The sequence below is a fragment of the Microbacterium keratanolyticum genome, from assembly GCF_016907255.1.
Classification (GTDB): domain Bacteria; phylum Actinomycetota; class Actinomycetes; order Actinomycetales; family Microbacteriaceae; genus Microbacterium; species Microbacterium keratanolyticum.
Window position 1 is genome coordinate 1,691,595 of sequence record NZ_JAFBBQ010000001.1, and the last position, 22,987, is coordinate 1,714,581.

At 64.4% G+C, this 22,987-nt stretch carries 16 protein-coding genes; 10 read left to right on the forward strand and 6 right to left on the reverse strand.

The features are described 5' to 3' along the window. Nucleotides 1–111: 111 nt before the first annotated feature. The gene (locus JOD62_RS08080) at nucleotides 112–1,107 is read right to left on the reverse strand and encodes an SDR family NAD(P)-dependent oxidoreductase (protein ID WP_204938778.1); all 996 of its coding nucleotides are present in this window, start codon (nucleotides 1,105–1,107) and stop codon (nucleotides 112–114) included. Between the two features lie 83 nt (nucleotides 1,108–1,190). Here JOD62_RS08080 and JOD62_RS08085 point away from each other — a divergent pair, with 83 nt between their 5' ends. Further along, on the forward strand, nucleotides 1,191–1,751 hold the full coding sequence (locus JOD62_RS08085) for a TetR/AcrR family transcriptional regulator (RefSeq protein ID WP_271171483.1): 561 nt from the start codon (nucleotides 1,191–1,193) through the stop codon (nucleotides 1,749–1,751). A 63-nt stretch (nucleotides 1,752–1,814) separates the two neighbouring features. On the opposite strand, the gene JOD62_RS08090 is transcribed toward JOD62_RS08085, so the two are convergent. Beyond that, nucleotides 1,815–2,714 carry an EF-hand domain-containing protein gene (locus JOD62_RS08090; RefSeq protein ID WP_204938779.1) on the reverse strand — a complete coding sequence of 300 codons (900 nt, stop codon included), beginning with the start codon at nucleotides 2,712–2,714 and terminating at the stop codon, nucleotides 1,815–1,817. A 567-nt stretch (nucleotides 2,715–3,281) separates the two neighbouring features. Between JOD62_RS08090 and JOD62_RS08095 the strand changes: the two genes are divergently transcribed. The 4 genes from JOD62_RS08095 to JOD62_RS08110 are packed head-to-tail and all read left to right on the forward strand — an operon-like array spanning nucleotide 3,282 to nucleotide 12,025. Beyond that, nucleotides 3,282–5,231 (forward strand): type I restriction-modification system subunit M, encoded by a 1,950-nt coding sequence (locus JOD62_RS08095; protein WP_204938780.1) that lies wholly within the window; start codon nucleotides 3,282–3,284, stop codon nucleotides 5,229–5,231. Then, complete coding sequence (locus JOD62_RS08100) at nucleotides 5,228–6,559, forward strand: restriction endonuclease subunit S (RefSeq protein ID WP_204938781.1); 1,332 nt, start codon at nucleotides 5,228–5,230, stop codon at nucleotides 6,557–6,559. Before JOD62_RS08095 ends, JOD62_RS08100 begins: the two co-directional genes overlap by 4 nt. Further along, nucleotides 6,556–9,714 carry a type I restriction endonuclease subunit R gene (locus JOD62_RS08105; protein WP_204938782.1) on the forward strand — a complete coding sequence of 1,053 codons (3,159 nt, stop codon included), beginning with the start codon at nucleotides 6,556–6,558 and terminating at the stop codon, nucleotides 9,712–9,714. The genes JOD62_RS08100 and JOD62_RS08105 overlap by 4 nt, the downstream gene beginning before the upstream one ends. Before the next feature lie 19 nt (nucleotides 9,715–9,733). Next, nucleotides 9,734–12,025 carry an NACHT domain-containing protein gene (locus tag JOD62_RS08110; protein WP_204938783.1) on the forward strand — a complete coding sequence of 764 codons (2,292 nt, stop codon included), beginning with the start codon at nucleotides 9,734–9,736 and terminating at the stop codon, nucleotides 12,023–12,025. 30 nt (nucleotides 12,026–12,055) lie between these two features. Here JOD62_RS08110 and JOD62_RS08115 read toward each other — a convergent pair whose 3' ends face one another. The 4 genes from JOD62_RS08115 to JOD62_RS08130 form a co-directional block, all read right to left on the reverse strand. Next, complete coding sequence (locus JOD62_RS08115) at nucleotides 12,056–13,267, reverse strand: McrC family protein (protein WP_204938784.1); 1,212 nt, start codon at nucleotides 13,265–13,267, stop codon at nucleotides 12,056–12,058. After that, complete coding sequence (locus tag JOD62_RS08120; protein ID WP_204938785.1) at nucleotides 13,264–15,399, reverse strand: McrB family protein; 2,136 nt, start codon at nucleotides 15,397–15,399, stop codon at nucleotides 13,264–13,266. The genes JOD62_RS08115 and JOD62_RS08120 overlap by 4 nt, the downstream gene beginning before the upstream one ends. 232 nt (nucleotides 15,400–15,631) lie before the next feature. Then, on the reverse strand, nucleotides 15,632–17,197 hold the full coding sequence (locus JOD62_RS08125; protein ID WP_204938786.1) for an SDR family oxidoreductase: 1,566 nt from the start codon (nucleotides 17,195–17,197) through the stop codon (nucleotides 15,632–15,634). Between the two features lie 201 nt (nucleotides 17,198–17,398). Further along, a complete protein-coding gene (locus JOD62_RS08130) occupies nucleotides 17,399–18,406 on the reverse strand; it encodes an FxLYD domain-containing protein (protein ID WP_204938787.1) in 1,008 nt (335 codons plus the stop codon). Between the two features lie 269 nt (nucleotides 18,407–18,675). Between JOD62_RS08130 and JOD62_RS08135 the strand changes: the two genes are divergently transcribed. The 5 genes from JOD62_RS08135 (at nucleotide 18,676) to panB (ending at nucleotide 22,888) form a co-directional block, all read left to right on the forward strand. Continuing rightward, entirely contained in the window at nucleotides 18,676–19,845 is a 1,170-nt protein-coding gene (locus JOD62_RS08135) for a DUF4303 domain-containing protein (RefSeq protein WP_204938788.1), read from the forward strand. A gap of 157 nt (nucleotides 19,846–20,002) precedes the next feature. Beyond that, complete coding sequence (locus JOD62_RS08140; protein WP_204938789.1) at nucleotides 20,003–20,764, forward strand: DUF2520 domain-containing protein; 762 nt, start codon at nucleotides 20,003–20,005, stop codon at nucleotides 20,762–20,764. Continuing rightward, nucleotides 20,761–21,627 carry a pantoate--beta-alanine ligase gene (gene panC, locus JOD62_RS08145; protein ID WP_204938790.1) on the forward strand — a complete coding sequence of 289 codons (867 nt, stop codon included), beginning with the start codon at nucleotides 20,761–20,763 and terminating at the stop codon, nucleotides 21,625–21,627. The genes JOD62_RS08140 and panC overlap by 4 nt, the downstream gene beginning before the upstream one ends. Continuing rightward, nucleotides 21,627–22,019, forward strand: coding sequence for an aspartate 1-decarboxylase (panD, locus tag JOD62_RS08150; RefSeq protein WP_204938791.1), 393 nt, complete (start codon nucleotides 21,627–21,629; stop codon nucleotides 22,017–22,019). Before panC ends, panD begins: the two co-directional genes overlap by 1 nt. After that, the gene (panB, locus tag JOD62_RS08155) at nucleotides 22,016–22,888 is read left to right on the forward strand and encodes a 3-methyl-2-oxobutanoate hydroxymethyltransferase (protein ID WP_204938792.1); all 873 of its coding nucleotides are present in this window, start codon (nucleotides 22,016–22,018) and stop codon (nucleotides 22,886–22,888) included. The genes panD and panB overlap by 4 nt, the downstream gene beginning before the upstream one ends. The last annotated feature ends 99 nt before the right edge of the window (nucleotides 22,889–22,987 follow it).

Genomic DNA, 22,987 nt, shown 5'->3' on the forward strand with positions numbered 1-22,987 from the left:
AGTGGATGCCTCCACCATACGAAAACGGGGTGGAGCGCGTTCGGGTCGCGCTCCACCCCACCGGAGGCGCTGACTCCGGGGGAATCGTCAGCGCCGGGGCATCCGGTTGTCTTACTGCACCGACCAGCCGCCGTCGGAGGCGACGATCGCGCCGTTGATGTTGACGGCGTCGTCGCTGAGCAGGAAGGTGATCGACGCGGCGAGGTGCTCGGCCGTGGCGACGGTCGGGATCGCCTGCTGGAACGGCGCGAGGCGAGCCGAGCCGACCTCGGACATGTTCGGCGGCATCGGGATGCCGGTGGCGACACCGCCCGGGGCGACCGAGTTCACGCGGATGCCCTTCGGCCCGTACATGAACGCCGCCGACTTGGTGACGCCGATGATGCCGTGCTTGCTGGCCGTATAGGCGTTGCCCGAGGCGTTGCCGCGCAGGCCCGCTTCGCTGGAGACGTTGAGGATCGATCCGGTGCCTGCGGCCTCCATGAGAGGGAGAACCGCGCGCATGAGCTTGAACGGCGCGGTGAGGTTGATCGCGATGACGCGGTCCCACACGGCATCCGGGGTTTCGCCCGCGGGGGAGAAGTCGTCGTTGATGCCGGCGATGTTGGCGAGTCCGTCGATGCGGTCGCCCGCGGCGGCGATGACGGCGTCGATCGCGTCCTGCTTCGTGAGGTCGCCGGCCACCGTGATGATGCCCGGGAACTGGGCCTTGAGGGCGTCGAGCTTCTCGGCGGAGATGTCGGCAGCGATCACGCGGCCGCCTTCGCGCGCGATGCGGGAGGCGGTGGCCTTGCCGATTCCGGATGCTGCGCCGGTGACGATGATCGTCTTGCCGTCGAAGCGTCCGGGGGTGACTTTCTCGACCCAGCCGGTCGGCTCGGTCTCGGCCGGAATCTCGCCGCCGTTGGCCGCGCGCACCAGGTCGTCGACGACGGACTGCGGCATCTGGCCCTGGCTCAGCGCGACGAGTTGCTGCAGCGGCAGGCCGAGAATCGGAGCGAGCGAATCGGCGTTGGCGCCGGACTGAGCGAGGAGGCCCTTGATGAGCTCTCCGCCGGTCGGATCATTCAGCCAGTCGCCGATGGAGGACTGAGCGGTAAGTGCCATGACATCTCCTTCTTGTTGCCTACAGTGGCGATAACGCAACGCATTGTCTACTTATTCCAGCGTACGCCCGATAGCCTTGATTTGTGCCTCGTCCTCGCAGTGAAAAAGCCCGCCAGTCGGTTCTGGCGTCGATGCGCGCCGCCCTCGCGGCCGGCCAGTACGAGGCGCTGACGATCGAGGGCCTCGCCGCCGAGGCCGAGGTCTCGAAACAGACGATCTACCGCTGGTGGCCGTCGAAGGCCGCGATCCTCGGTGAGGCGCTGCTTGAGGGTGAACTGCCGGGGGCGGATGCTTCGGTGCCGATGACCGACGATCTTGAGGGTGACCTGCGGGCGTGGTTCTCGCTGTCGTCGGATGCCGCGGATAACGTAGAGGTGGCGCGGGCGCTCATCTCGGTTACGGCGACGGACCCCGAGCTGGGTGCGGCGTTGAACGACCGGTTGGGCGCTCCAGTGAGGGAATGGGTGACGACGAGGCTGGCGCTCGCTGTCGAAGCCGGAGAGGTACGCGCCGACGTGGATGCCGCGGTCATCGCCGAGCAGTTCGTCGCGATGTCGTCCTACGCGGTTCTGCTTGGCAGGCCTCTGGGCGGCGCCGGGGCGGATGCCATTGTCGATGTAATGATGCGGGGGATCCGGTCGTAACTTTCACCCCGAAGGTAGGACTCATCATGGAGTCCTCGAAAGGGGTGCGGACGAGCGTCGCCTCTATTCGATGGGTGGCTCACCCTCGTCGGCAGCTGCCTTCTTGCGCGTGAACATCGCCGTCACCTTGCCGCGCGCATTCTCGGCCGCCGAAGCGACAGCGCTGCCGGCGTCTTTCACGGCTGTGAGTGCTCGCGCCTCGTCTGGGACCCCATCACCGTCGAGATCGACCGCGCGGAAGTTGTCGGCAGCTTTTGTCGCCGTGCCAGCGACGGCGCTGCCCGCGCGTTTGACGGCCGTGAGGGCGCGCGCCTCATCGGGAATGCCATCACCATCCAGATCGACCGACCGGAAAGCCTCGGTCGCGGAGCTGAATTTGCCCCAGACGTTCTCACTAAAGTCCTTGACGCTGCTGGCTGCTGACTCGAGCGCGACTGATGCACGAGACGGCTCGCCCTCCTTCGCGCGCTTCTCATAGTCTCCAAGCCACTCTGGGAAATCGAGGGGCGTCTCCGGGAAAGCGAGACGTGAGGCCTTGACGACGTCCCGCCCGAAGGTGAAGCTGCCGACTCCGCCGATGACCGCTCCGACGCCAAACGGAATCGCCTTTCCGATCGTGCTCGCGCCCATCTTGCCGCCGAGCTTGAGAGCCTCGCGTCCGATGACAATGGTTAGCGGCGCAAGGGCAGAATCGGGAAGCTGTTCAGTCAGGATCTCGCCCCACCCCTTCGGCAGCGTCTTGGCGACCACGCCCGAGGCTACGGTGCGAGCCTGACCTACCCCTCCAGCTCCGAACGATGTCAAGACCATGCGACTTACTTCGCTCTGCGATTTTTGCCCGAGCAGCATGCCGAGCACGAGAGGGCGGGCGCGGTCGGGGTCGGTGACCGGGATGCCGTGGAGCTCGGCGACGGCAAGTACGTAGAGAGCGCTGGTCTCATAGAAGAAAAGCAGATCGGCCACGCCAAGCCCGAGCGCGACGGGGATCCCGACGCCAGGGATCGCGGCAGACGCACCAACTCCGCTGCTGGTGATCGTGACAGTGGCTACGTATCGGCTCTCGAGCTCCTTTAGGAGGTCTGCCGGAGAGGCGTCGGGCTTGTCTCGCCGCACTGAGCGCAGGTACTCGAGCACAACGGGTCGCTGAACCGCAATCGCCTTAAAGATCTGCGCCTGGAAGCCGTCGCCCTGAGCCAGCTCCTTCGCTTTCTCGGCTACCAGTTCTGGAGGAACGTCGAGGGCGCGGGCGGTGTCCGCTTCTTCCGGCGCGGTGGGAGGCGTCGGCTCTGCGACATTGCTCATTGGATTCTCCAGGGAGTGAAGACGTTGATTCCGGGCAAGTCGCCACGAGAGTCATAGTAGGGCGGGAGGAGCGGCTCCCGTACTCACGTGACAGCAGACGGGGCCATGTTCCTTGTGGTGCTTTTGTGTGGTCTGTCTAGCAGCACCCCCGGACATCCCTAGGTGCCGACAGAACTGCGCCATGATGGAGACGGCGCGTGTTCGGCGCCAGGGACAGGGGCATTCTTCGTGGTCAATCACGTCAACTTCATCTGGAACATCGCCGAGTCGCTGCGGGGGCCGTTCAAGCCGTCGGAGTACGGCTCGGTGGTTCTGCCGTTCACGGTGCTGCGGCGTCTCGACGCAGTTCTGACGGAGACGAAGCCGAAGGTAGCCAACGTCGCCAAGGCGACCGAGACGATGCCTGACGTGCTGCGGCACCTGCGGCTGACGGAGGCCGCTGGCCACCAGTTCTACAACACCAGCACCTTCGATTTCGCGAAGCTCGTCGCCGACCCTCAGGATCTCCGAGCAAACTTCGCGGCCTACCTCGCGGGTTTCTCAGAGAACGTACGCGACATCTTCGAGCGCTTCGAGTTCGAGAAGACGCTCAACAAGCTCGCCGAGAAGAACAAGCTCTACTCGGTCACCGAGAAGTTCGCGCAGGCCGACTTCCACCCCACCGCGGTCAGCAACATCGAGATGGGTCTCATCTTCGAGGAGCTAATCCGGTGGGCCAACGAGCGCTCGAACGAGACCGCGGGTGATCACTACACGCCCCGCGAAGTGATCGCACTGATGGTGCAGTTGCTGTTCGCGCTTGACGATGACGCATTGTCGAAGTCAGGTGTCGTGCGTTCCATCTACGACCCGACGGCGGGCACCGGAGGGATGCTGTCGGTCGCGGATGAGTTCCTGCGGAAGATGAACCCCGACATTCAGTTGAACCTGTACGGGCAGGATTACAACGACGCCTCGTACGCGATCTGCAAGGCCGACATGGTCATCAAAGGACAGGATGTCGACAACATCGCGCTTGGCGACACTCTCACTGAGGATGCGTTCGACGAGAAGAAGTTCGATTACGGGCTCTCCAACCCGCCCTTCGGCGTCGACTGGAAAGACCAGCGGGCGTACGTCGACGAGGAGCACGCGCGCCTCGGCTTCAACGGACGCTTCGGCCCCGGAACCCCCGCGGTCAGCGATGGGGCGATGCTGTTCTTGTTGCACCTGGTGTCGAAGATGCGCAAGCAGGAAGACGGCGGCTCCCGCATGGCGATCGTCCTCAACGGGTCACCGCTGTTCTCCGGCGGCGCCGGCGGCGGCGAGTCGAACATCCGCAAATGGCTGCTCGACAATGACCTCGTCGAGGCGATCATCGGGCTGCCAAAGGACATGTTCTACAACACCGGCATCTCCACGTACATCTGGGTGCTCACCAACCGCAAGGACGATGACCGCAAGGGTCGGGTGCAGCTGATCGACGGCCGGGAGATGTTCACCAAGCTCCGCAAGGGTCTCGGCTCCAAGCGCAACGAACTCTCCCCGAAGAACATCGAGACGATCGTCGGGCTGTACTCCACGTTCGAGGGCGGCGAGCACTCGAAGATCTTCCGCAACGAGGAGTTCCTGTACCGGACGATCACGGTCGAACGCCCGCTGAAGCTCAATTGGCAGGCCACTGCCGAACGGATCAGTGCGGTTTTCGCCGCGAAGGCGGTGCAGAAGCTCAAGGAACCGGATGCTGATGCTCTGCGAGCCGCGCTAAACAGACTCGGCTCAGAGACGGTCTGGAAGAACCGGGGCGAGTTCCAGAAGGCGTTGAAGGATGCTGCGAAGCTCGAAGGTTTCGCCCTTGCCGCGCCGCTGCTCAAGACGGTGACGAACGAGCTGGGGGAGCAGGACGACACCGCCGACGTCTGCACTGATGCAAAGGGCAAGCCCGAGCCTGACGCATCGCTCCGCGACACCGAGAACGTGCCGTGGGGCGAGGACGTCGACGCCTATGTAGCCCGCGAGGTTCTGCCGTACGCGGACGATGCGTGGGTCGATCATGCAAAGACCAAGGAAGGCGCGGAGATCCCCTTCACTCGTCACTTCTACCGGTACATCCCGCCGCGACCGCTGGAAGAGATCGACCGTGACCTTGACGCTGTGATGGACCAGCTCCGCGCCATGTTGGTCGAGGTTGAACGGTGATCCAGGAAGGCGCGACTCGGACGAGACTCGAGTGGGCGCCCGACATTCCAACCGCATGGGATGTCGTCAACTTGAAGATGCTCGCGAGGATCTTCGCTGGCGGCACTCCGGATCGGAAGAACGTCGACTACTGGTCCGACGGCACGGTTCCATGGTTGAATTCGGGGTCCGTGAACGACTGGGCGATCTCGGCGCCGTCGGAGTTGATCTCTCAGGGAGCGTTGCACAACGGGGCGACCCGGTGGGCGCCCAAGGGCTCGGTCTTGGTGGCACTTGCTGGGCAAGGCAAGACCAAGGGGATGGCCGCGCGACTGGAGATCGACAGCACTCTCAATCAGTCTTTGGCCGCAATCGTCCCCGGCCCCTCGATCGACTACCGCTTCCTTCAGTACTGGCTGACGTCCAATTACGGGAACATCCGCGGGCTCGCTGGGGGAGACCTTCGCGACGGACTCAACCTTCAGCACATCGGTTCGATCCAGGTCCCGAGGCCGCCTGTCGAGGTGCAGCGGGCGATTGCGGACTATCTGGATCGGGAGACAGCGCAGATCGACGCGTTCATCGCGAAGAACGAGGAACTCATCACCCTCCTCACCGAACGCCGCGCCGCGGTCATTGCGCACGCCGTGACCCGCGGGATCGACGCCAAGGCCCCGCTCAAGAAGAGCGACGTGGAGTGGTTGGGAGACGTCCCAAGCCACTGGTCGGTTCAGCGGTTGGCTTCAACAGTTGCCCGTGCGCGAAATGGTGTCTGGGGTGCTGACCCGGAAGGGGGCGGAGAAGATCTCCGTTGCGTGCGCGTGGCCGATTTTGATCGGCCTACGCAGCGGATCCATGATGCCGCTCATACGCTTCGAAAGCTGACGCCATCTGAGCGCGCTGGACGGGTCTTACGAAACGGCGATCTGCTGCTCGAAAAGTCCGGCGGGGGTGAGAAGTCTCCGGTCGGCTTCGTGGTCCTCTACGACCGGGACGAGCCGGCGGTGTGCTCCAACTTTGTTGCTCGAGTGGAACTGCGCGCGGGCATGGATCCGAAGTTCTGGACCTATGTGCACGGAGCCATGTATCGGCTGCGGATCACGGAAAAGTCTCTTAAACAGTCGACGGGGATACAGAACCTTGACCAGTCGGCCTACTTCAACGAGTACGTTGCCGTCCCGCCCTACCGTGAACAGTGCGTGATCGCCGAGCAGGTCGAGCGACGGACTGCGGAGATCGACGCAGCAGTGGCGACAGCACGCCTGAGCGTTGAGCTCGCTCGCGAGCGCCGTGCTGCGCTGATCTCGGCGGCGGTAACCGGGAAGATCGATGTGGGGGTAACGACATGAGTGGTGTTGCGGGGGCTCATCTGGAGTCGATGCTGGAGAACGAGATCGCCGAGCATCTCGCCGCGAACGGATGGTTGTACTCGCCGAATGACGCAGGCTACGACCGAGAGCTCGCGCTATTCCCCGAGGACGTGCTCGGCTGGCTGGAGGACACCCAGCCGACCGAGTTCGCGAAGGTGGTTCGTCCCAATGACGCAGAATCCCAGCGGGACACCGCTGGTCGCGACGTTCTCGCTCGCCTCGCGAAGTCGCTCGATCTGGACCCGCTGAAGAACGGCGGGACGATCCGCATTCTGCATGAGGGATTCTCGATGGTCCCTCAACAGGGTGGTGCGGTGAAGTTCCGCCTCGCCCAGTTCCGCCCGGTGACGACGAACAACCCCGACACCCTGGGCGCGTACGCGAAGATGCGCGTGCGGGTGATGCGTCAGGTGCACTACTCGACGAAGCATCCAAACAAGTCGTTGGATCTCGTGCTGTTCGTCAACGGCATCCCGGTCGCCACGGTCGAGCTGAAGACCGACTTCACCCAGTCGATCGGTAACGCCGTGAACCAGTACCGGTTCGATCGCTCACCGGGGGGTGAACCGCTGTTCGCGTTCGCCAAGCGGTCGCTCGTGCACTTCGTCGTCTCGAACAGTGAAGTGCGGATGACAACGAAGCTGGCGGGACCGGATACGCGGTTCCTGCCGTTCAACCGCGGCCATGATGAAGGCGCCGGCAACCCGCCCAACCCGGCCGGTTCCGCATCCTCGTACTTCTGGGAAGAGATCCTGCAGCGCGACACCTGGTTGCAGGTGCTCGGCTCGTTCGTGCATCTGCAGGTGGAGGTCGACGTTGACCCCGACACAGCGAAGAAGACACGCACGGAGAAGATCCTGTTCCCGCGCTACCACCAGTGGCGCGCCGTGAACCGCCTGGTGGCGGCAGCGCGAGAAGAAGGTGCCGGTCACCGCTACCTCGTGCAGCACTCGGCTGGATCGGGGAAGACGAACTCGATCGCATGGCTCGCGCACCGGCTGTCGCAGCTACATGACGAGCAGAACGAGAAAGTCTTCGACACGGTGGTCGTCGTCACCGACCGCACCGTTTTGGACAAGCAGCTTCAAGATGCCATCGCCCAGTTCGAGAAGCACGCTGGCGTCGTGCAGTCGATCACGCGCGACGGCGGCGAATCGAAATCGAGCGAGCTGGCCTCAGCGCTGACGGGCGGCAAGCAGATCGTTATTGTGACGATCCAGACGTTCGAGGCGTTGATCACGACGATCCAGTCGAAGCCCGAATTGCGGGGTCGCAGATTCGCCGTGATCGCCGACGAGGCGCATTCATCGCAGACCGGGTCTACGGCAGGCGCACTGACCAAGGTGCTCTCGCCGCAGGAGCAAGCGGCGGTGGCCGAGGGCGCGACGATCGACTCGGAAGCGTACTTGCGGTGGGCGATGGAGGTGACGGGGAACGCCTCGAACATCTCGTACTTCGCGTTCACCGCGACTCCTAAGCCGAAGACGCTCGAACTGTTCGGTCGTGAGCCCGTCGGTGGGGGAACACCGGAGCCGTTCGATCTGTACTCGATGCAGCAGGCGATCGAGGAAGGGTTCATCCTCGACGTGCTGCAAAACTACACCCCGTACAAAGTGGCGTGGCAGCTCCAGCATCCGGGATCTGACTACGAGGCGCCTGGTGAAGTCGACGAGTCGACTGCGGTGAAGGCGCTCGTTCGGTATGTGCGACTGCATCCGACCAACATCAGCCAGAAGGCGAAGATCGTCGTCGATCATTTCCGCCAGTTCGCGCAGCCGCTGCTCGACGGCAAAGCGAAGGCGATGGTCGTGACAGGGTCTCGCTTAGAAGCCGTGCGCTGGAAGAAGTACCTCGACGCGTATCTGTCGGACTCGCACATTCAGGGAGTGAAAGCACTGGTCGCTTTCTCCGGCACGGTCGAAGACCCCACGGATGTGGGCGAGGGGCTGACCGAGAAGACGCAGAATCCGGGGCTCTGGACCTCTGATCTCGCGGCGGCCTTCAAGCCATCGACGTACAACGTGATGATCGTCGCGGAGAAGTTCCAGACCGGATTCGATCAGCCGCGGCTCGTGGCAATGTATGTGGATCGCAAGCTCGGTGGTGTGCAGGCGGTGCAGACCTTGTCACGGTTGAACCGGACGTACCCGGGCAAGGACAAGACGTTCGTGCTCGACTTCGTGAACGAACCCCTCGACATCCTCGATGCCTTTAAGGACTACTACCGAAAGGCGGAGCTCACCGCGACGACCGATCCGAACCTCATCTACGATCTGGTCTCGAAGCTCGACAGTGCCGCGATCTACACGATGGCTGAGGTCGAGCAGGCGTTCGATGCGGCCCTGGCTGGTGGCGTTAATGCCAACAGTGCGGTGAGCGCTGCGACCGCGCCTGCGGTCGATCGATTCGCGAAGCGCTGGTTCAACGCGGTGACGGATGGCGATGGTGCCGAGCAGGACGAGCTGAAGCTGTTCAAGAGCGACGCGGGGCAGTTCGTGAAGTTCTATGACTTCATTTCGCAGGCGCGGAATCTTGAGGACACCGACCTGCCGCGCCGGCACTATTTCTTCCGACGCATCCTTCCGCAGCTCGTGACGGCGACGTGGGAAGAGCCGGTGGACATCTCGAAGGTGAAGTTGTCGCAGTACAGCGTCACTCCGGGCGAGGCCGTCAAACTCACTCTCGCGCAGGGCCCGGGTCTTGACCCGATCACCGCGATCGGCTCGGGCGCTATTCACGAAAAGCACCGCAGTGCGCTCGAAGAGATCATCGGCAAGCTCAACGACCGGTTCGGCGACAAGTACGGAGTCGGTGCTGTTGACCTCACGGTGAATCACATCGTCGGGAAGCTCGCGGTTGATTACGACCTCGCGCGGCAGGCCGAGGTGAATACGCCTCAGCAGTTCGCCGAATCACCGGCGCTGCCGAAGGCGTTCGCAAAGGCCGTGATTGAGGTGCGGGATGAGACGCCGATGCTCGTCGACGACATGCTCGGAGATACGAGCTTGTTTGCGGAGTTGAGCAAGGCGCTGCCGGCGATGTTGTATGAATTCTTGAAGGGTAAGGACAAGGACAAGGGCAAGGGCAAGGTTGCCGGAGACGGTACGGGGCCTGACGCGTTCGATGAAATCTGATCGGAATTCTCTCTCACCTATGAAAGGACTGAATTTGGACTCCGCTGCAGAATCTGGGTCGGACTTTGAACAACGGGCCATAGTTCTTGCACGCGCGCTTCACGACCCGATGGGGATCCAAGGCGCGGTGATGTTCGGCGGCCGCGAACGAGACGGTCCCTTCGTAGGCCATGACGAGATCCACGCCTACGAGTTCACCGTTGGTCGCACGAAGGAGAAGGCCGAGAAGGACGGAGAGAAGCTTGCGGAGCTGCTCAAAGCAGTCGGTGGGCTTCCCGGGAACGCCTTGAAGAGTCGCACCGGGTGGTTTGTAACTCGGGAAGAGCCGACTCCCGATCAACGCACGACGGTCGACGCGATCGGGAGGCGCAGGGGTGAGAGGCTTCATGCCATCAGCATCGGAACTCTCCATCAGCGGATGGTCAATTCGGAGAAATACATCCAAGCCCGTGACAACGCGCCGTTTGGCAGTACCGCCTTCGGAGGGCAGCGACGTCCAGGGAAGGCACCGAACGTCCCAGTAGTTCTTGAAGCCGCGAATGGTGAACCGACCTCTGTGCAGGGCCTCGTAGATCGCCTCCTTCAAGGTCAACGATCTCTGTTGGTGGGCAACTACGGCGTTGGGAAGAGTCATACGCTGCGCGAGATCTATTCGGCGCTCCGGAAGGAGCACTTTAAGAAGGGGAAGCTCACACCGTTTCCCGTCCACATCAATCTCCGTGATTGCGCTGGTCTCAAGTCTCCGGCAGAGATTCTGCGTCGACACGCTGAAGAAGTTGGCTTTGATCATTCTGGAGGGCTGATCTCGGCCTGGCGGGCCGGCGCGTGCATTCTCCTGCTGGATGGCTTCGACGAAATCGTTCCGAGTCGATGGTTCGGCGCCGCCAGTGATCTAAAAACGGTGCGTTGGGAGGCGTTGAGCCCCATCCGCCGCCTCGTGAGTGAGACTCCGGTGGGCGCGGGCATTGTCGTGGCCGGCCGCTCCCACTACTTTTCGGGGCAAGCGGAGATGGTTTCGGCGCTCGGGTTCAAAGCTTTCGAACAGTTCTCGGTTCCGGACTTCGACGAGGCACAGATGTCGGAGTTCTTGACTCAATCGGGAGTGACGTGGACCGTCCCCGACTGGGTTCCGACCAGACCACTACTGTTGGGATATCTCGTCTCGATAAGCGCGGAGAATGCATCCAACGTCGCATTGTCAACCACTCGGGCCACCGGATGGCGCAAATTCGTAGATGCGGTATGCGAACGCGAAGCGCAGATGTTCACAGCAGTGCGGCCAGAAACGATTCGCAGCATCGTTTCCAGAGTAGCTACTCTGGCGCGATCACGGTCCGATGTCACAGGCCCAATCGACATGGACATGCTTAGGCAAGCGTTTGTGTCCGTCAACGGCTTGCAGCCCGATGAAGAAGGTGTGCAAGTGCTCCTTCGGCTACCTGGCCTTGCGGCAGCGGATCCCGATGATGCAACAGACACACGTGTTTTCGCCGACCGTGACCTCGCAGACACCGCATACGGCCTAGACCTCGCCGACTACGCGATGGATCCTTACGGTGACACCCATCCGCTCAGTGGGGTGGCGTCATGGGCAACCGCGTCGAGTGATCTGGGAATCGAGGTCGCGACAGATTCACTCAATGAGATGGGCGTTCCCTCTGCAACTGTTCTCTCTGCGTTGGTGGCGCGAGACAAGCAAGAGCGGTTCGACGCTGTGATGGCAGACCTGATTCGTGTCGCCGCGGAACTGCCGTGGGAAAACCGGCCAGTCACCTCCAGCTTTCAGATCTCGGGGGTGTACTTCGAGCAGTTGGTGCTGTCTGATCACCCGATTTTCGCGGCCACGACGATTCGCGACTCGGTCATCGAATGCCTTGACGTGGGGGGTGTCGACGAGGCGAGCGCGGTACCACACTTCCAGCAGGACCTGATCGGCCTGCTCGATGGTGTGACGGGCCTGCCCCGGTGGCTCGAGGCTCGGTTCGTCGAATGTGAGATTGACCGCTTCAGCATCGCGACTCACACGACCGCCGGCATTATGCAGCTTGGTATCGATCGTGACTCTCGCATTGCGTTGAGCATCCTAAAGAAGGTCTTTGGGCAGCGTGGATCTGGGCGCAAGGAGGGGGCCCTCAGCCGAGGACTAAGCCTGACCGATCGACCTCTGGTCCCTAAGGTGATCGACGAGCTTGTTTCTCAGGGCCGGCTCCAGAAATCGAGCTCCGGCAACAGCATCCTCTATCTTGGAGTGAAGTCCAGACGGAAGGATGCGCTTCAGGCACTCGCGTCTCCCGCGGATTTCCGTCTCTGATTCCGCCTAGGCGGCGTTAGGTAGTTCTGGTCATTCAATTGCGTTTGTGTGTGAGAGTAGGTCTTCGGCGACGTCTCGAAGCCGGAAAACCAACTCACTCGGCCCGCCGCTCAGTTCCATCGTATGCGCCACAACTGTTGTTCCCGTGGCCGCAATTTCGTATTGCTGCGGCTCGACATCTCCAGAGACGTAAAGCAGATGCGCTTCCGAGACTCCCGCCGTGATCGCGTACGCAAGTGCCTGGTACACGTCCGCATTCGGGGGTGAGGCACCTGTCGCTCCCCACACCTTGTACTTCGTATCGGCAACGGCGACGATGGCCCCGTCCCTGGAGATCACGATGTCGGGGCGCAGGTGAACCTTCCCGTCCACGTCGAGCCGCCAGTCTGATACCTGAAGGTCGACGTCGAACCCCTCCGGTTCGAGGACGTCCCGAAGGCAGCGTCCGACGAATTCCTCATAGACAAGCGCCGCGTTCAAGAGGAACGTTGAGCCGCTGCTCGTGCCGAGCGCGTGCGCCCACGATGTTGCCTCGAGGATCCACCGCGCCAACCAGAGCGCTGGGCGATAGTGCGCGTTCAACCGCGACTCGGCAGGAACCGGCACGCTCCGCTGGTACGTAAGATCCGAAACGTCGACGAACAGGGCCAGTGAAGTGCTTACGTGCCCGCGAAGGGTCGGCGATAGCTGTTCAAGCCGCAACAAGCGACGCAGTGCTGCCTTGAGCAGTTGATTCTCAATGACGTCTTCCGTGAAGTCGTCATATGTGAGCTCCACCGGCGAGGGAATGCCAGGGCGGACTTTGAGTTGGCGAGCGATGTCCCATCGCCCGCGGATCACCGTCCCGGTATCGGCGACAGACACATACCCCTTCAATAGGCCGCGCCGTGTTGCAACTCCGACTTCGTGAACGAGTGCAGCTGCCAACGCGGCAGGCACGTCGTTCTCGCTGTCGAAAGCAAACGAGTCGTCGTGAACCGAAGCTTGGCCGCCCGCATACGACGCCATGAAGATCAAGCTCTGCAGCTCCGTCTTCGGACGGATGAACAAGCGGACATCATCGATTGCGACCACACCAATGCGGGTGACGTCGGTGATGCGCCAGACATCCGGAGTTGTCGTGGGTGAGACGCGGCAGAACCTCAACTCCTGCAAGCGCGCCGCCTGAGAAGACGTCAGAGAAACGAACGACTCGCCCTTCTCCGTGATCTCCACGTGGCGATGCGCCGTCGCGAGGGTCATGATGACGATGCGGGCGGATCTGACTGGAGCGCCTTCATCAAGCCGGTGAGACCGTACTTCTTATGCACGTCGACGCCCGTCCCGATGTGTCGTTCTTCCAGCAGTGGCAGGATGCTCTCTTCCCAAATGGCATCGAGATCGTCGTGCGTCAGGTCCTCAGCTCGGAGCAGATGGCTCGGACCGATGCGGTCTTCTCGATCACGGATGCTCTCATTCAGCTGTTCGAAGAGCGCCGCCACGGGCAGTGACTGCGGGTGCTTGGTGGACCACCGCGTGAGGATTCCTTGAACCGGCTCAACATCGGGATGAAGTTCGAAGAACGAGAACCGGCGGCGCATCGCCGAGTCGAGCAGCGCAATAGAACGATCCGCGGTGTTCATCGTTCCGATCACCAGCACGTTCGGAGGCAGGCTGAACGACTTCCCGCCGTCGTCGCCCGATCCCGCGTACAGCACGTCGATGGCGTCATCGCGGTATTCGAGCAGGTAGTACAGCTCTCCGAACACCTTGCTGAGGTTGGCGCGATTGATCTCGTCGATCATCAGCACGTGCGGGACGTCGGGATTCTTCCGTGCCTCGTCTGCGATCTCACGCAGCGGTCCGCGCGTGAGCGAGAACGAGAGCTGCCCTGAGCCGTCGGTGACCGGCCGGTAGCCGGCGAAGAAGTCCTCATAGGTGTAGGAGGGGTGGAACTGGATGCGCTTGATGACGCTGCCTGGCTTGTTCAGACTCTCCGCAATCGCACGGGCCACGTAGGTCTTTCCTGTTCCGGGTGGGCCATACAGAATGACCTGACCGCGGCGGTGAAGCGCATTCACGACCTTGTTCAGCCAGACCTCATGAAGATGCGTGGCGCTGGCAAGCGCGGATGCGCTCACCTCGGAAGGCATGAATCCACGGGGGTGAGAAGTCTCGGGCTCATCGCGTGCCAGCGTCTTGGACGTATCGCCCGCGTCAGGGGCCGGTGCGTCCTCGCCCTTCCACCGCTGCTCGAGCTCCCCGTAGAAGTCGATCGGTTTGCCTTCCTTCACCTGCAGTGCGATCGCAATGGCTTGCAGGTCGGCATCCGCGTCGGCGGAGAACTCACCGCCGATCTCGCCGACGAACACCTCGCGGATGCGCTCGCGGTGGTCGGGCGAGACGATCGGGCCGAAGAAGCCGGGATGAACCAGGTACAAGAGCGCATATCGCTGGGTGGGGAACCCGGCGCCGTCGCCGAATACGATCTCTCGCCACGCCAGAGGATCGTCGAGCGCCGTCTGCTGCTCGTCTTCACTGAGCTTCGACCAGGCGAGCAGGATGTCGAGGATCACGGTGATCGCGTGGTTGACGTGCGACAGCATCCCTTGGCCCGGGTTGAACGCTCCGCCCGTGAAGGCAGTGTCGAAAACGCGGGGGATCGCTACGGGGTGTCGCATCACGTTCAACGCGGACTCCACTCGCGCGCGTTTCTTCGCGTGACCAATGACTTTGGCGATCGGCAGGAGCTGAAAGGCAAGGATCTCCGCCATCAAGAGCTTCTGATCGTCGGTGGCGGGACCGAGCTGACGCTCCAGATTCTCGTTGAAGCCTTGCCCTTCGACCTTTTCGGCGGCTTCCCACAAGACGTGCAGGGCCTGGATGTTCGTCGGCGTCCACACCTCGCGCCCAGGTGCGAACGCAGAGAGTCCCTTTCGCAGGCACTCGTCGACGATGACATCCGCAGCGGACAGGAGCCGACGCTGCGCGCGGTCATCCGTGACCCACCGCTCGGGCAGTGCCCGCTCGATCTCGTCTCGTCGTCGTTCTTTCTCCGCTGAGGTGATGCGAGCGGCCTCCGCAAGGAGTTCATTGCCGGGGTGCTGAGCGAGTGCAGCGGCTCCTGCGGGAGTAATCGCCCACTCGCCCAGGCCCGACGGATTCTTCGATAGCCACCCTGCTCCGACGAACTCGGAACTCGCGAAGCGCCAGTTCGTGTCGCCTCGACGCAATCCGCGTGTGTTCGCCTCGCTCTCGTGGGGAGTCAGCGGAACGCGTGCCTCGGCAGCGGGCCAGATGTCTGCGATGGGCACATACGTGCCGTCTGGTGCGACCTCCGCGAGATGCTCCAGAGCGACTCGTGCGCGTTCTGCGGTCTTAAGTTCCTTCTCCATCGTGCTCCTTGCGTGAGACTCGCTGCGAGTCTACGAGGTGGTGATCTGCCGCGGCTCAAGCGCTCGGGCGAGAGTCCCCTGAGCCCACGTGGTCCAGGGGTGGTTGGGGCTCCCGGTTCCCGAAGACGTCGACGTCGAGTGGTCCCGATTCTCCGCCGTGGTGCCCCCGGCGACGGTGTTCTTGGGGCCACTGAACAGGTGGTGGGATGGGGCGGGCATGAAGGCGGCGAGTTCACCCCGGCTCCACAAACGCCTGCTCCTCCTTCAACGCCTCCGCTGCAGCAGCAATCCTTGCGGCCATTCCCGCAAAGATGAACCCGTGGAACGGCAGCACCGCCAACCAGTACAGCCTCCCGGCCAGCCCCCGCGGGAAGAACACTGCCCGCTGCTCGTACCGCGCGCCCTCAGTATCCGGAACCGCCCGCAGCTCCAACCACGCATCTCCGGGAACCTTCATCTCCGCGCGCAGGCGCAACAGCCGCCCAGCATCCGTCTCATCGACCGCCTCGACGCGCCAGAAGTCGATCGCATCGCCGACCCGTGCGCCCGCACGACTGCGGCGGCCGCGCTGCAGGCCGACGCCGCCGACGAGGCGGTCCATCCACCCGCGCAGCGCCCACAGCAGCGGCGACGAGTACCAGCCGTTCGAACCGCCGATGCCCTGGATCACCTGCCACAGTTCCTCGACCGACGCGGACGTCTTCACCGAACGCTCGTCGGTGAACACGGTCCGTCCGGCCCAGTCCGGGTCGCTCGGCAGAGGGTCACTGGGTACACCGAACACCTCCGCATCCTGCCAACTCGTCTCCACCGAGTCCGCATCGACGCGACCCAGCGCCAGTGCGACGGCACGGCGATAGGGCGTCAGCCCGTCCGCGGGCGGCGGGATCAGCGCATCCACCGAGCGATCCTTCACGACGCACTCGTTCTGCAGCGAGGCCACCAGCGGCCGGGCGATCGACCGCGGCACCGGCGTCACCAGGTTCACCCAGTGCGAAGCGAGACCGGGTGTCAGCACCGGCAGTGCCGCGATCGCGCGCTGCGGCAGCCCCGCCTCGACGGCGTAGCCGTTCATCATCTGCCCGTAGCGCAGCACATCTGGCCCGCCGATATCGACCGCCCGATTCACCGAAGGGTCAACCCGCGCAGCCCCGAGCAGATAGTGCAGCACGTCACGCACGGCGATCGGCTGGATCCGATTGCGCACCCACTTCGGCGCCGGCATGTACGGGAGTACCTCGGTCAGATGCCGGATCATCTCGAACGACGCCGACCCCGACCCGATCACGACACCGGCCTGCAGCACGAGCGTCGGCACCCCCGACTGCAAGAAGATGTCGCCGACATGCACCCGCGAACTCAGGTGCGCCGAGAGCTTCGCGTCATCCGGATGCAGGCCTCCGAGGTAGACGATTCGACCGACCTCAGCGCGGCGGGCGGCTTCCGCGACAGTGCGCGCGGCGTGCTCATCCGCTTCTTCAAATCCCTTGCCCGCGCTCATCGAGTGGATCAGGTAGTAGACGACATCCACGTCATCCGTGGCTTTCGCGACAGCATCCGCGTCGTCTGCCGAGCCCTCGACGATCTCGCACTCGGCACCCCAGGGGAAGGATGCTGCGCGCACCCGATCCCGAGCGAGCACCCGCACTCGGTAGCCGGCGTTCAGCAGTCGCGGTGTGAGCCGCCCGCCGATGTAGCCCGTCGCTCCGAGCACAAGCGCACGCGGCGCTGAGCCATCGGGCCGTGGGAGCGCGCGCAGTTCGTTTTCGGCGCCGGTGGGCTGGGAGAGATCGACCATGATCCGAGAGTAGGTCGGGTTCGGCGCGCGGCACAGGGGGTTGCGGATGCCGAATGCCCAACGCTACGCCGAGAAGATCGCGCCGCACGGGAGCGCGCGGCCTACGACACCACCTCTGCGCTCCCGCTCGCCTTCGAGGCGCTTCTCAACAGAGTTGGCGACCTCGTCGCGCGCGACCGGTGAGGTGAATCGACACACTCGTCACTCCTGCTGAGCGAACACTTCGAACGTTGCACCTGTCGGCAGGGCGTGGGCGAATCGCGCTTCGATCGCACGCGTTTCATTCGCAGTCAGGGCTTCGAGCCCCACCCTTGCGAAGCCGAGGATGGTCCCGTCGGTGTCGTAGGCAACCGCTGTCACGGCGACGTGCTCGAGCGGAGAATCAGTCAGGTTCGTCACATCGCCCTTCACCGCAGCGATGCCCTGAGAGTCGATGGTCTCGGAGACGTTGCCGACCGCGAGTAACTGGGTGCCAGGGCCCGATACGGAGAAGGGGGGAGTGCTGATCACGGAGTCGATCGAGACGACATCGGAGTCTCGTACGTCGGTGAAGAAGCCCGCGACAACGGTGCGCCCAGGTTCGAAAGACAAGCTGAGCAGCTCGGACTGCAGCGGGGCCTGGTCTGCGCCAAGTGCCACGGCGGTGATTGGAGTGTCAACATGCGTCTGCCCGACATCGCCGTTCTCCACGATGAACGCGTACCACCACTCTCCGGTGAGCGGGTCGCGCCCGAACCCTGCCTCGGCGAACGTGAGGAGCGGAGGCGAAGCGGGCTGCAGGGGCGGCAGTTTTTTGGGCGAGCGCTCTGGCGCTGCATCTTTCCCAGGAGGGGAGAGAAGCTCCTCACGCAGCTGCTGAGCCTCGAGCTCCGTCAGCGGATCCGGCTGGAGAGTGCCCAGCAAGAGCGTGATCGCCACCGCGCAACCAAGAATCGAGATGGCCATGGCCGCGACACCGAACGCTGTTCCTCCCTGCGCCTTCTTCCGCATCGCCACGAGCGAGAGCGGGAGTGTGAGCGCGAACACGACCAAAGAGAGCCATGCGGAACCCGGCACGATGGCGAAGACAGCGCCGATCCATGCGCCGACGAACGCCGCCACGGCGAGGTGCTTATGCAGACGCCGAGGGGCAGAACGCCCGACAGGAGAGGATTCCGGCACTGCGGCATCAGCAGAGATCTGATCGGACAGGAGGGGAGGTCGTGTCATGCCCACTACCCTCTGCGATGCTCGTCACCCGAGCGGATGAGGGCTCACGAACACGGGATAAGTCTGCGAAGGTGCGTGATGTGGAGAAAACGGTGGTGCCGGCATGGGGTCGGAGCGGTCCCAAGTACTCTGCCCCGCAGAGGACAGAAGGCGGTGTTTCTGGGACCAGAGGGGGAAGAGAAGCTGCACCCCCGACCGGCGGTCGGGGCGGATGCCGGATGTCGCAACACAGCGCTACGCTGATGCCCGTCGCCACCCGGAGGAACCGCATGCCCGCAAAGACGTCCGCCCTTGACTGGAAGGCGCTCGACGCGCATATCCTCGACCGCCTCACGGAATCCGTGCGGGATCACGCAGCGCGGCATCCGGGCGATCACATCTATGGCGCAGCGTTCCACGTCTTCTACGGGGAGACCGGCGGAGTGGTCGCCTGGCCCGCGCTGGCGATCGCCACGGAAGAAGACCTCGTCGCGATCACTGCGGAGTCGCGCTTCTCGCCCGATGACCTGCGGTGGAGCCCGGCCGATTGGAGCGTGCAGCTCGATCCCTCCGAGCAAGACGACGCGTGGGTCGCGAAGGTCGAAGCACATGCCGTCGCGGGTGATGACGCCCACTGGGAGAAGGCCTACGATCGCTTCCTGCGTGCGTTCGCGAAGGCGGCAAAGAAGGCGCGCGGATCACTCGTCGCCGAAGGTCTTGTCGAGAAGAGCTTCATCGCCGTCGCGATGGATGAGGCCTGGGAGCTCATCCCGCTGAGCCTCACCCCGGCACAGGTGCGCGCGCACTTCCCGGAACTCGACGAGGAAGCACAGGAGCTGGCACGGCTTGCCGCCCTCCCGCCGCGGGAGCGGGCCGTCGCGCTCGGTGGGATCATCGACGCATTCGTCCCGGGGGCGGTGTCGGGTGAGGATGCGGTGCGCCTGCTGGTGCAGCTCGGCCCGGACGCTGCGGCCGTCGCCGTCGAGCGGATGCCCCGCTCTCGTGACCGCTGGCGCTGGGCGAAGGTGCTCGCCGACACCGGCATCGCCGACGATTCTGTGATCGAGGCGCTCACGACTGTGATGAAGGGCAAGAAGCTCTCGGAGCCGGATCGCGCCTGGGCGGCGGCTGCGCTGGCGCGGCTCGGGCGTCTCGACGTGGTGCTGGCGGAAGGCGCGCGGGTGCCGCAACCGGTGCTGCGGCGTGCGCTCGCGGCACCGTTGACGTCATTCCGCGACCATGCCGTCACGCACATTCCCCTCGACTACACGCCACTTGAGGAAGCGCTCGCCACCGACCCCGCGCTGGCGGAGGAGATGCTCGCGGAGCTCGCACCGGGAAGCGGGTACTGCGCGATTACTCCGGCGGAAGCCGACACCGCACGCGCCGCACTCGATTCGCCCTTCGAAGTGATCCGACGACATGCACGCATCGTGTTGGAAGATGCGGGCGCCCGATAGCGTCGAAATCATTCTGCTCAAGATCGAGCGTCGCGCATGATCATTTAGTTATGCAGAGTGGTCTTGTTGCACAGCGTTCTGCTCTCTGATTTGGAGCGGATGCCTCTCGAGGCAGATACTCGTGGCGTCCCGCCGTCCCTCTCCGACCGGAATCGTCATGACCAGATCGCACGCGCTCGGCCCCGAAACGACGTTTGCGGTGATCGGCGCAGGGCGCCTCGGAACTGTCCTCGCCCCAGCGCTGCGCGCGGCCGGTTTCACCGTGCACGGACCTCTCGGCCGCGGTGAGACAGTGCGCGCTGACATCGCGCTTCTTGCGGTGCCCGATGCGGCGATTGCGGATGCTGCCGCTGCCGCCCACGGTTTCGCGCGCCGGGTCGGCCACCTCTCGGGGGCGACCTCGCTCGATGCCGTGGACTTCCGGCTTCACCCGCTGCAGACCTTTACCGGCGTCGAAGGGCCCGATGCCTTCCGCGGCATCGGTGCGGCGGTCGCCGGCCGCACGTCAGCGGATGAGCACCTGGCCGCCGACATCGCCACAGCCCTCGGCGCCCGGGCGTTCCCGCTCGACGACGCGCGACGCGGCGAGTATCACGCAGCCGCGTCCTTCGCCTCGAACTTCGTGCTCACCGTGCTCGACGCAGCGGAACAGCTCGCCGGAGCGAGTGGCGTCCGCGGTTCGCGGGAGCTTCTTGCCCCTCTCATCCTGCAGACGGTTGAGAACTGGCGTAGCGCCGGCGCCACGCAGGCGCTGACGGGGCCGATCGCCCGCGGCGACGAGGAGACGGTGGCGCGGCAGCGCGCAGCATCCGCCTCCGCCGACCTCGGCGATCTCTTCGACGCACTTGCGGCGGCGACGCGCACGATCGCGGCGCGCTCCGCGCAGCATCCGCCCACAGACAGGGAGACGGCAGCATGAGAATCCTCCGCACGATCGCCGAGGTACGCGGGGCCGTCGTCGCCGCTCGCGACCGCGGCGAGAGCGTCGGCCTCGTCCCGACGATGGGTGCCTTCCACGAGGGCCACCTCTCGCTCATGCGGCGTGCGCGCGAGGGCAACGACCTTGTCGTTGTCTCGCTGTTCGTCAATCCGACGCAGTTCGGCGCGAACGAAGACCTCAGCACGTATCCGCGCGATGAGGCGCGCGATGCCGCACTCGCCAAGGCTGCGGGCGTCGACATCCTCTTCGCCCCGGATGCGGCCGAGATCTACCCCGACGGCTTCGCGACGAGCATCCATGTGGCGGGCATCACCGACGTGCTCGACGGTGAATCCCGCGGGCCCCACCACTTCGACGGCGTCGCCACAGTTGTGACGAAGCTGTTCGGTATCGTGCGCCCCGACGTCGCGTACTTCGGGCAGAAGGATGCCCAACAGGTTCTCGTCGTGCGCCGCGTCGTGCGCGACCTCGACCTCGACGTGCGGATCGAGGCTTGCCCGATCGTGCGGGAAGCCGACGGTCTCGCCATGAGCTCCCGCAACGTGTACCTCGACGACGCGGCCCGCGTGCAGGCCACCGCACTGAACCGTGCGCTCGACGCCGCCGCCGCGCTGCATCTCGCGGGGGAGCGCGACGGTGTGCGAATCGTGGATGCGGCGCGCAGCATGCTCGCCGACGCCGGAATCACGCCGGAATACCTCGAACTGCGCGACGCCAACACGCTGCAGCCCGTGCCCACCGTCGAGGGCGACGCGCTCCTGGCCGTCGCCGCGCACATCGGCGCCGCGCGGCTGATCGACAACCACGTTCTGCACGCAACCCACGGGAGAGGCGACGCCTGATGCGACGCACCATGCTGAAGTCGAAGATCCACCGCGCGACGATCACGGGCAGCGATCTGCACTACGTCGGCTCGATCACGATCGACCCCGACCTGCTCGATGCCGCCGACATCCTGGTGCATGAGCAGGTGCACGTCGTCGATGTCGACAACGGCGCCCGCTTCGAGACGTACACGATCGCGGGAGAGCGCGGCTCGGGCGTCATGCAGGTCAACGGCGCCGCTGCCCGACTTGTGCACTCCGGCGACACGATCATCGTCATCTCCTATGCCGACTACTCACGCGAAGACCTCGTGACCTACGAGCCGCGGGTCGTGCACGTCGACCGGTCGAACAGCATCATCCAGGTCGATGACGTGGTCGACGCGCTGCTGACCGAGGCCACCGCATGAGCGCGCACGCCGCCCCGACGACACGCGTCGCCCTCACCGACCTGGCGGCGAAGAAGGCGGCTCGCGAGCCGATCGTCATGATCACGGCCTACGACCACCCGAGTGCGCAGATCGTCGAAGCGGCGGGCGTGGACGTCGTTCTGGTCGGCGACTCGGCCGCGATGACGGTGCTCGGCTACGACAGCACCGTTCCCGTCACGGTCGACGAGATGATCATGCTCACCAGGGCGGTGCGTCGCGGCCTCTCCCGGCCACTGCTCGTCGGCGATCTGCCGTTCGGCTCGTACGAGGCGTCCGATGAGTTGGTGATCGCGACCGCGCAGCGCTTCGTCAAAGAGGCCGGATGCGACCTCGTCAAGATCGAACGCGGCGGAACCAGCGTCGATCGAGCACGAGCTCTCGTGCACGCGGGCATCCCGGTCGTCGGTCACGTCGGGCTCACCCCACAGTCGGTGGCCGCCCTCGGCGGATATCGTGCGCAGGGACGCACGGCCGAGGCGGCTCTCGCCCTGCGCGATGAGGCACTCGCCTTGCAGGCGGCCGGATGCTCGCTGCTCGTGATCGAGGCCGTGCCGAGCGAGGTCGCAGAGATGATCGTGGCTGCGCTGGAGATCCCGGTGATCGGCATCGGCGCGGGCGCGAGTGTCGACGGGCAGGTGCTCGTGTTCCACGACCTGCTCGGCATCTATGACGGCCCGGCCGCGAAGTTCGTCAAGCGCTATGCCGATCTACGCGGCGCGATGGTCGATGGTGTGGCGGCCTACGCGCATGAGGTGCGCGAAGGTTCATACCCGGCACCTGAGCACGAGTATCGGATGCCCGAGGACGAGTCCTCACGGCTTCGGGAAGCGCTCTGCTCGGCGCGCTGAGCGGGCGCGCCCGCGGGCCTCGCTGTGCCGGCCGCGCCGCCCCACCCGCCGTCCCGCCCGCGCCGCGCCGCCCCGGCGAAAGGAGCCTTTCGTCGGCTA

Bases quoted from the DNA above. Each gene is read 5' to 3' on its own strand.
- JOD62_RS08080 (WP_204938778.1), bottom strand. From the start codon at position 1,107: ATGGCACTTACCGCTCAGTCCTCCATCGGCGACTGGCTGAATGATCCG.
- JOD62_RS08105 (WP_204938782.1), top strand. From the start codon at position 6,556: ATGAGTGGTGTTGCGGGGGCTCATCTGGAGTCGATGCTGGAGAACGAG.
- JOD62_RS08110 (WP_204938783.1), top strand. From the start codon at position 9,734: ATGAAAGGACTGAATTTGGACTCCGCTGCAGAATCTGGGTCGGACTTT.
- JOD62_RS08115 (WP_204938784.1), bottom strand. From the start codon at position 13,267: ATGACCCTCGCGACGGCGCATCGCCACGTGGAGATCACGGAGAAGGGC.
- JOD62_RS08120 (WP_204938785.1), bottom strand. From the start codon at position 15,399: ATGGAGAAGGAACTTAAGACCGCAGAACGCGCACGAGTCGCTCTGGAG.
- JOD62_RS08125 (WP_204938786.1), bottom strand. From the start codon at position 17,197: ATGGTCGATCTCTCCCAGCCCACCGGCGCCGAAAACGAACTGCGCGCG.
- JOD62_RS08130 (WP_204938787.1), bottom strand. From the start codon at position 18,406: ATGACACGACCTCCCCTCCTGTCCGATCAGATCTCTGCTGATGCCGCA.
- JOD62_RS08135 (WP_204938788.1), top strand. From the start codon at position 18,676: ATGCCCGCAAAGACGTCCGCCCTTGACTGGAAGGCGCTCGACGCGCAT.
- JOD62_RS08140 (WP_204938789.1), top strand. From the start codon at position 20,003: ATGACCAGATCGCACGCGCTCGGCCCCGAAACGACGTTTGCGGTGATC.
- panC (WP_204938790.1), top strand. From the start codon at position 20,761: ATGAGAATCCTCCGCACGATCGCCGAGGTACGCGGGGCCGTCGTCGCC.
- panD (WP_204938791.1), top strand. From the start codon at position 21,627: ATGCGACGCACCATGCTGAAGTCGAAGATCCACCGCGCGACGATCACG.
- panB (WP_204938792.1), top strand. From the start codon at position 22,016: ATGAGCGCGCACGCCGCCCCGACGACACGCGTCGCCCTCACCGACCTG.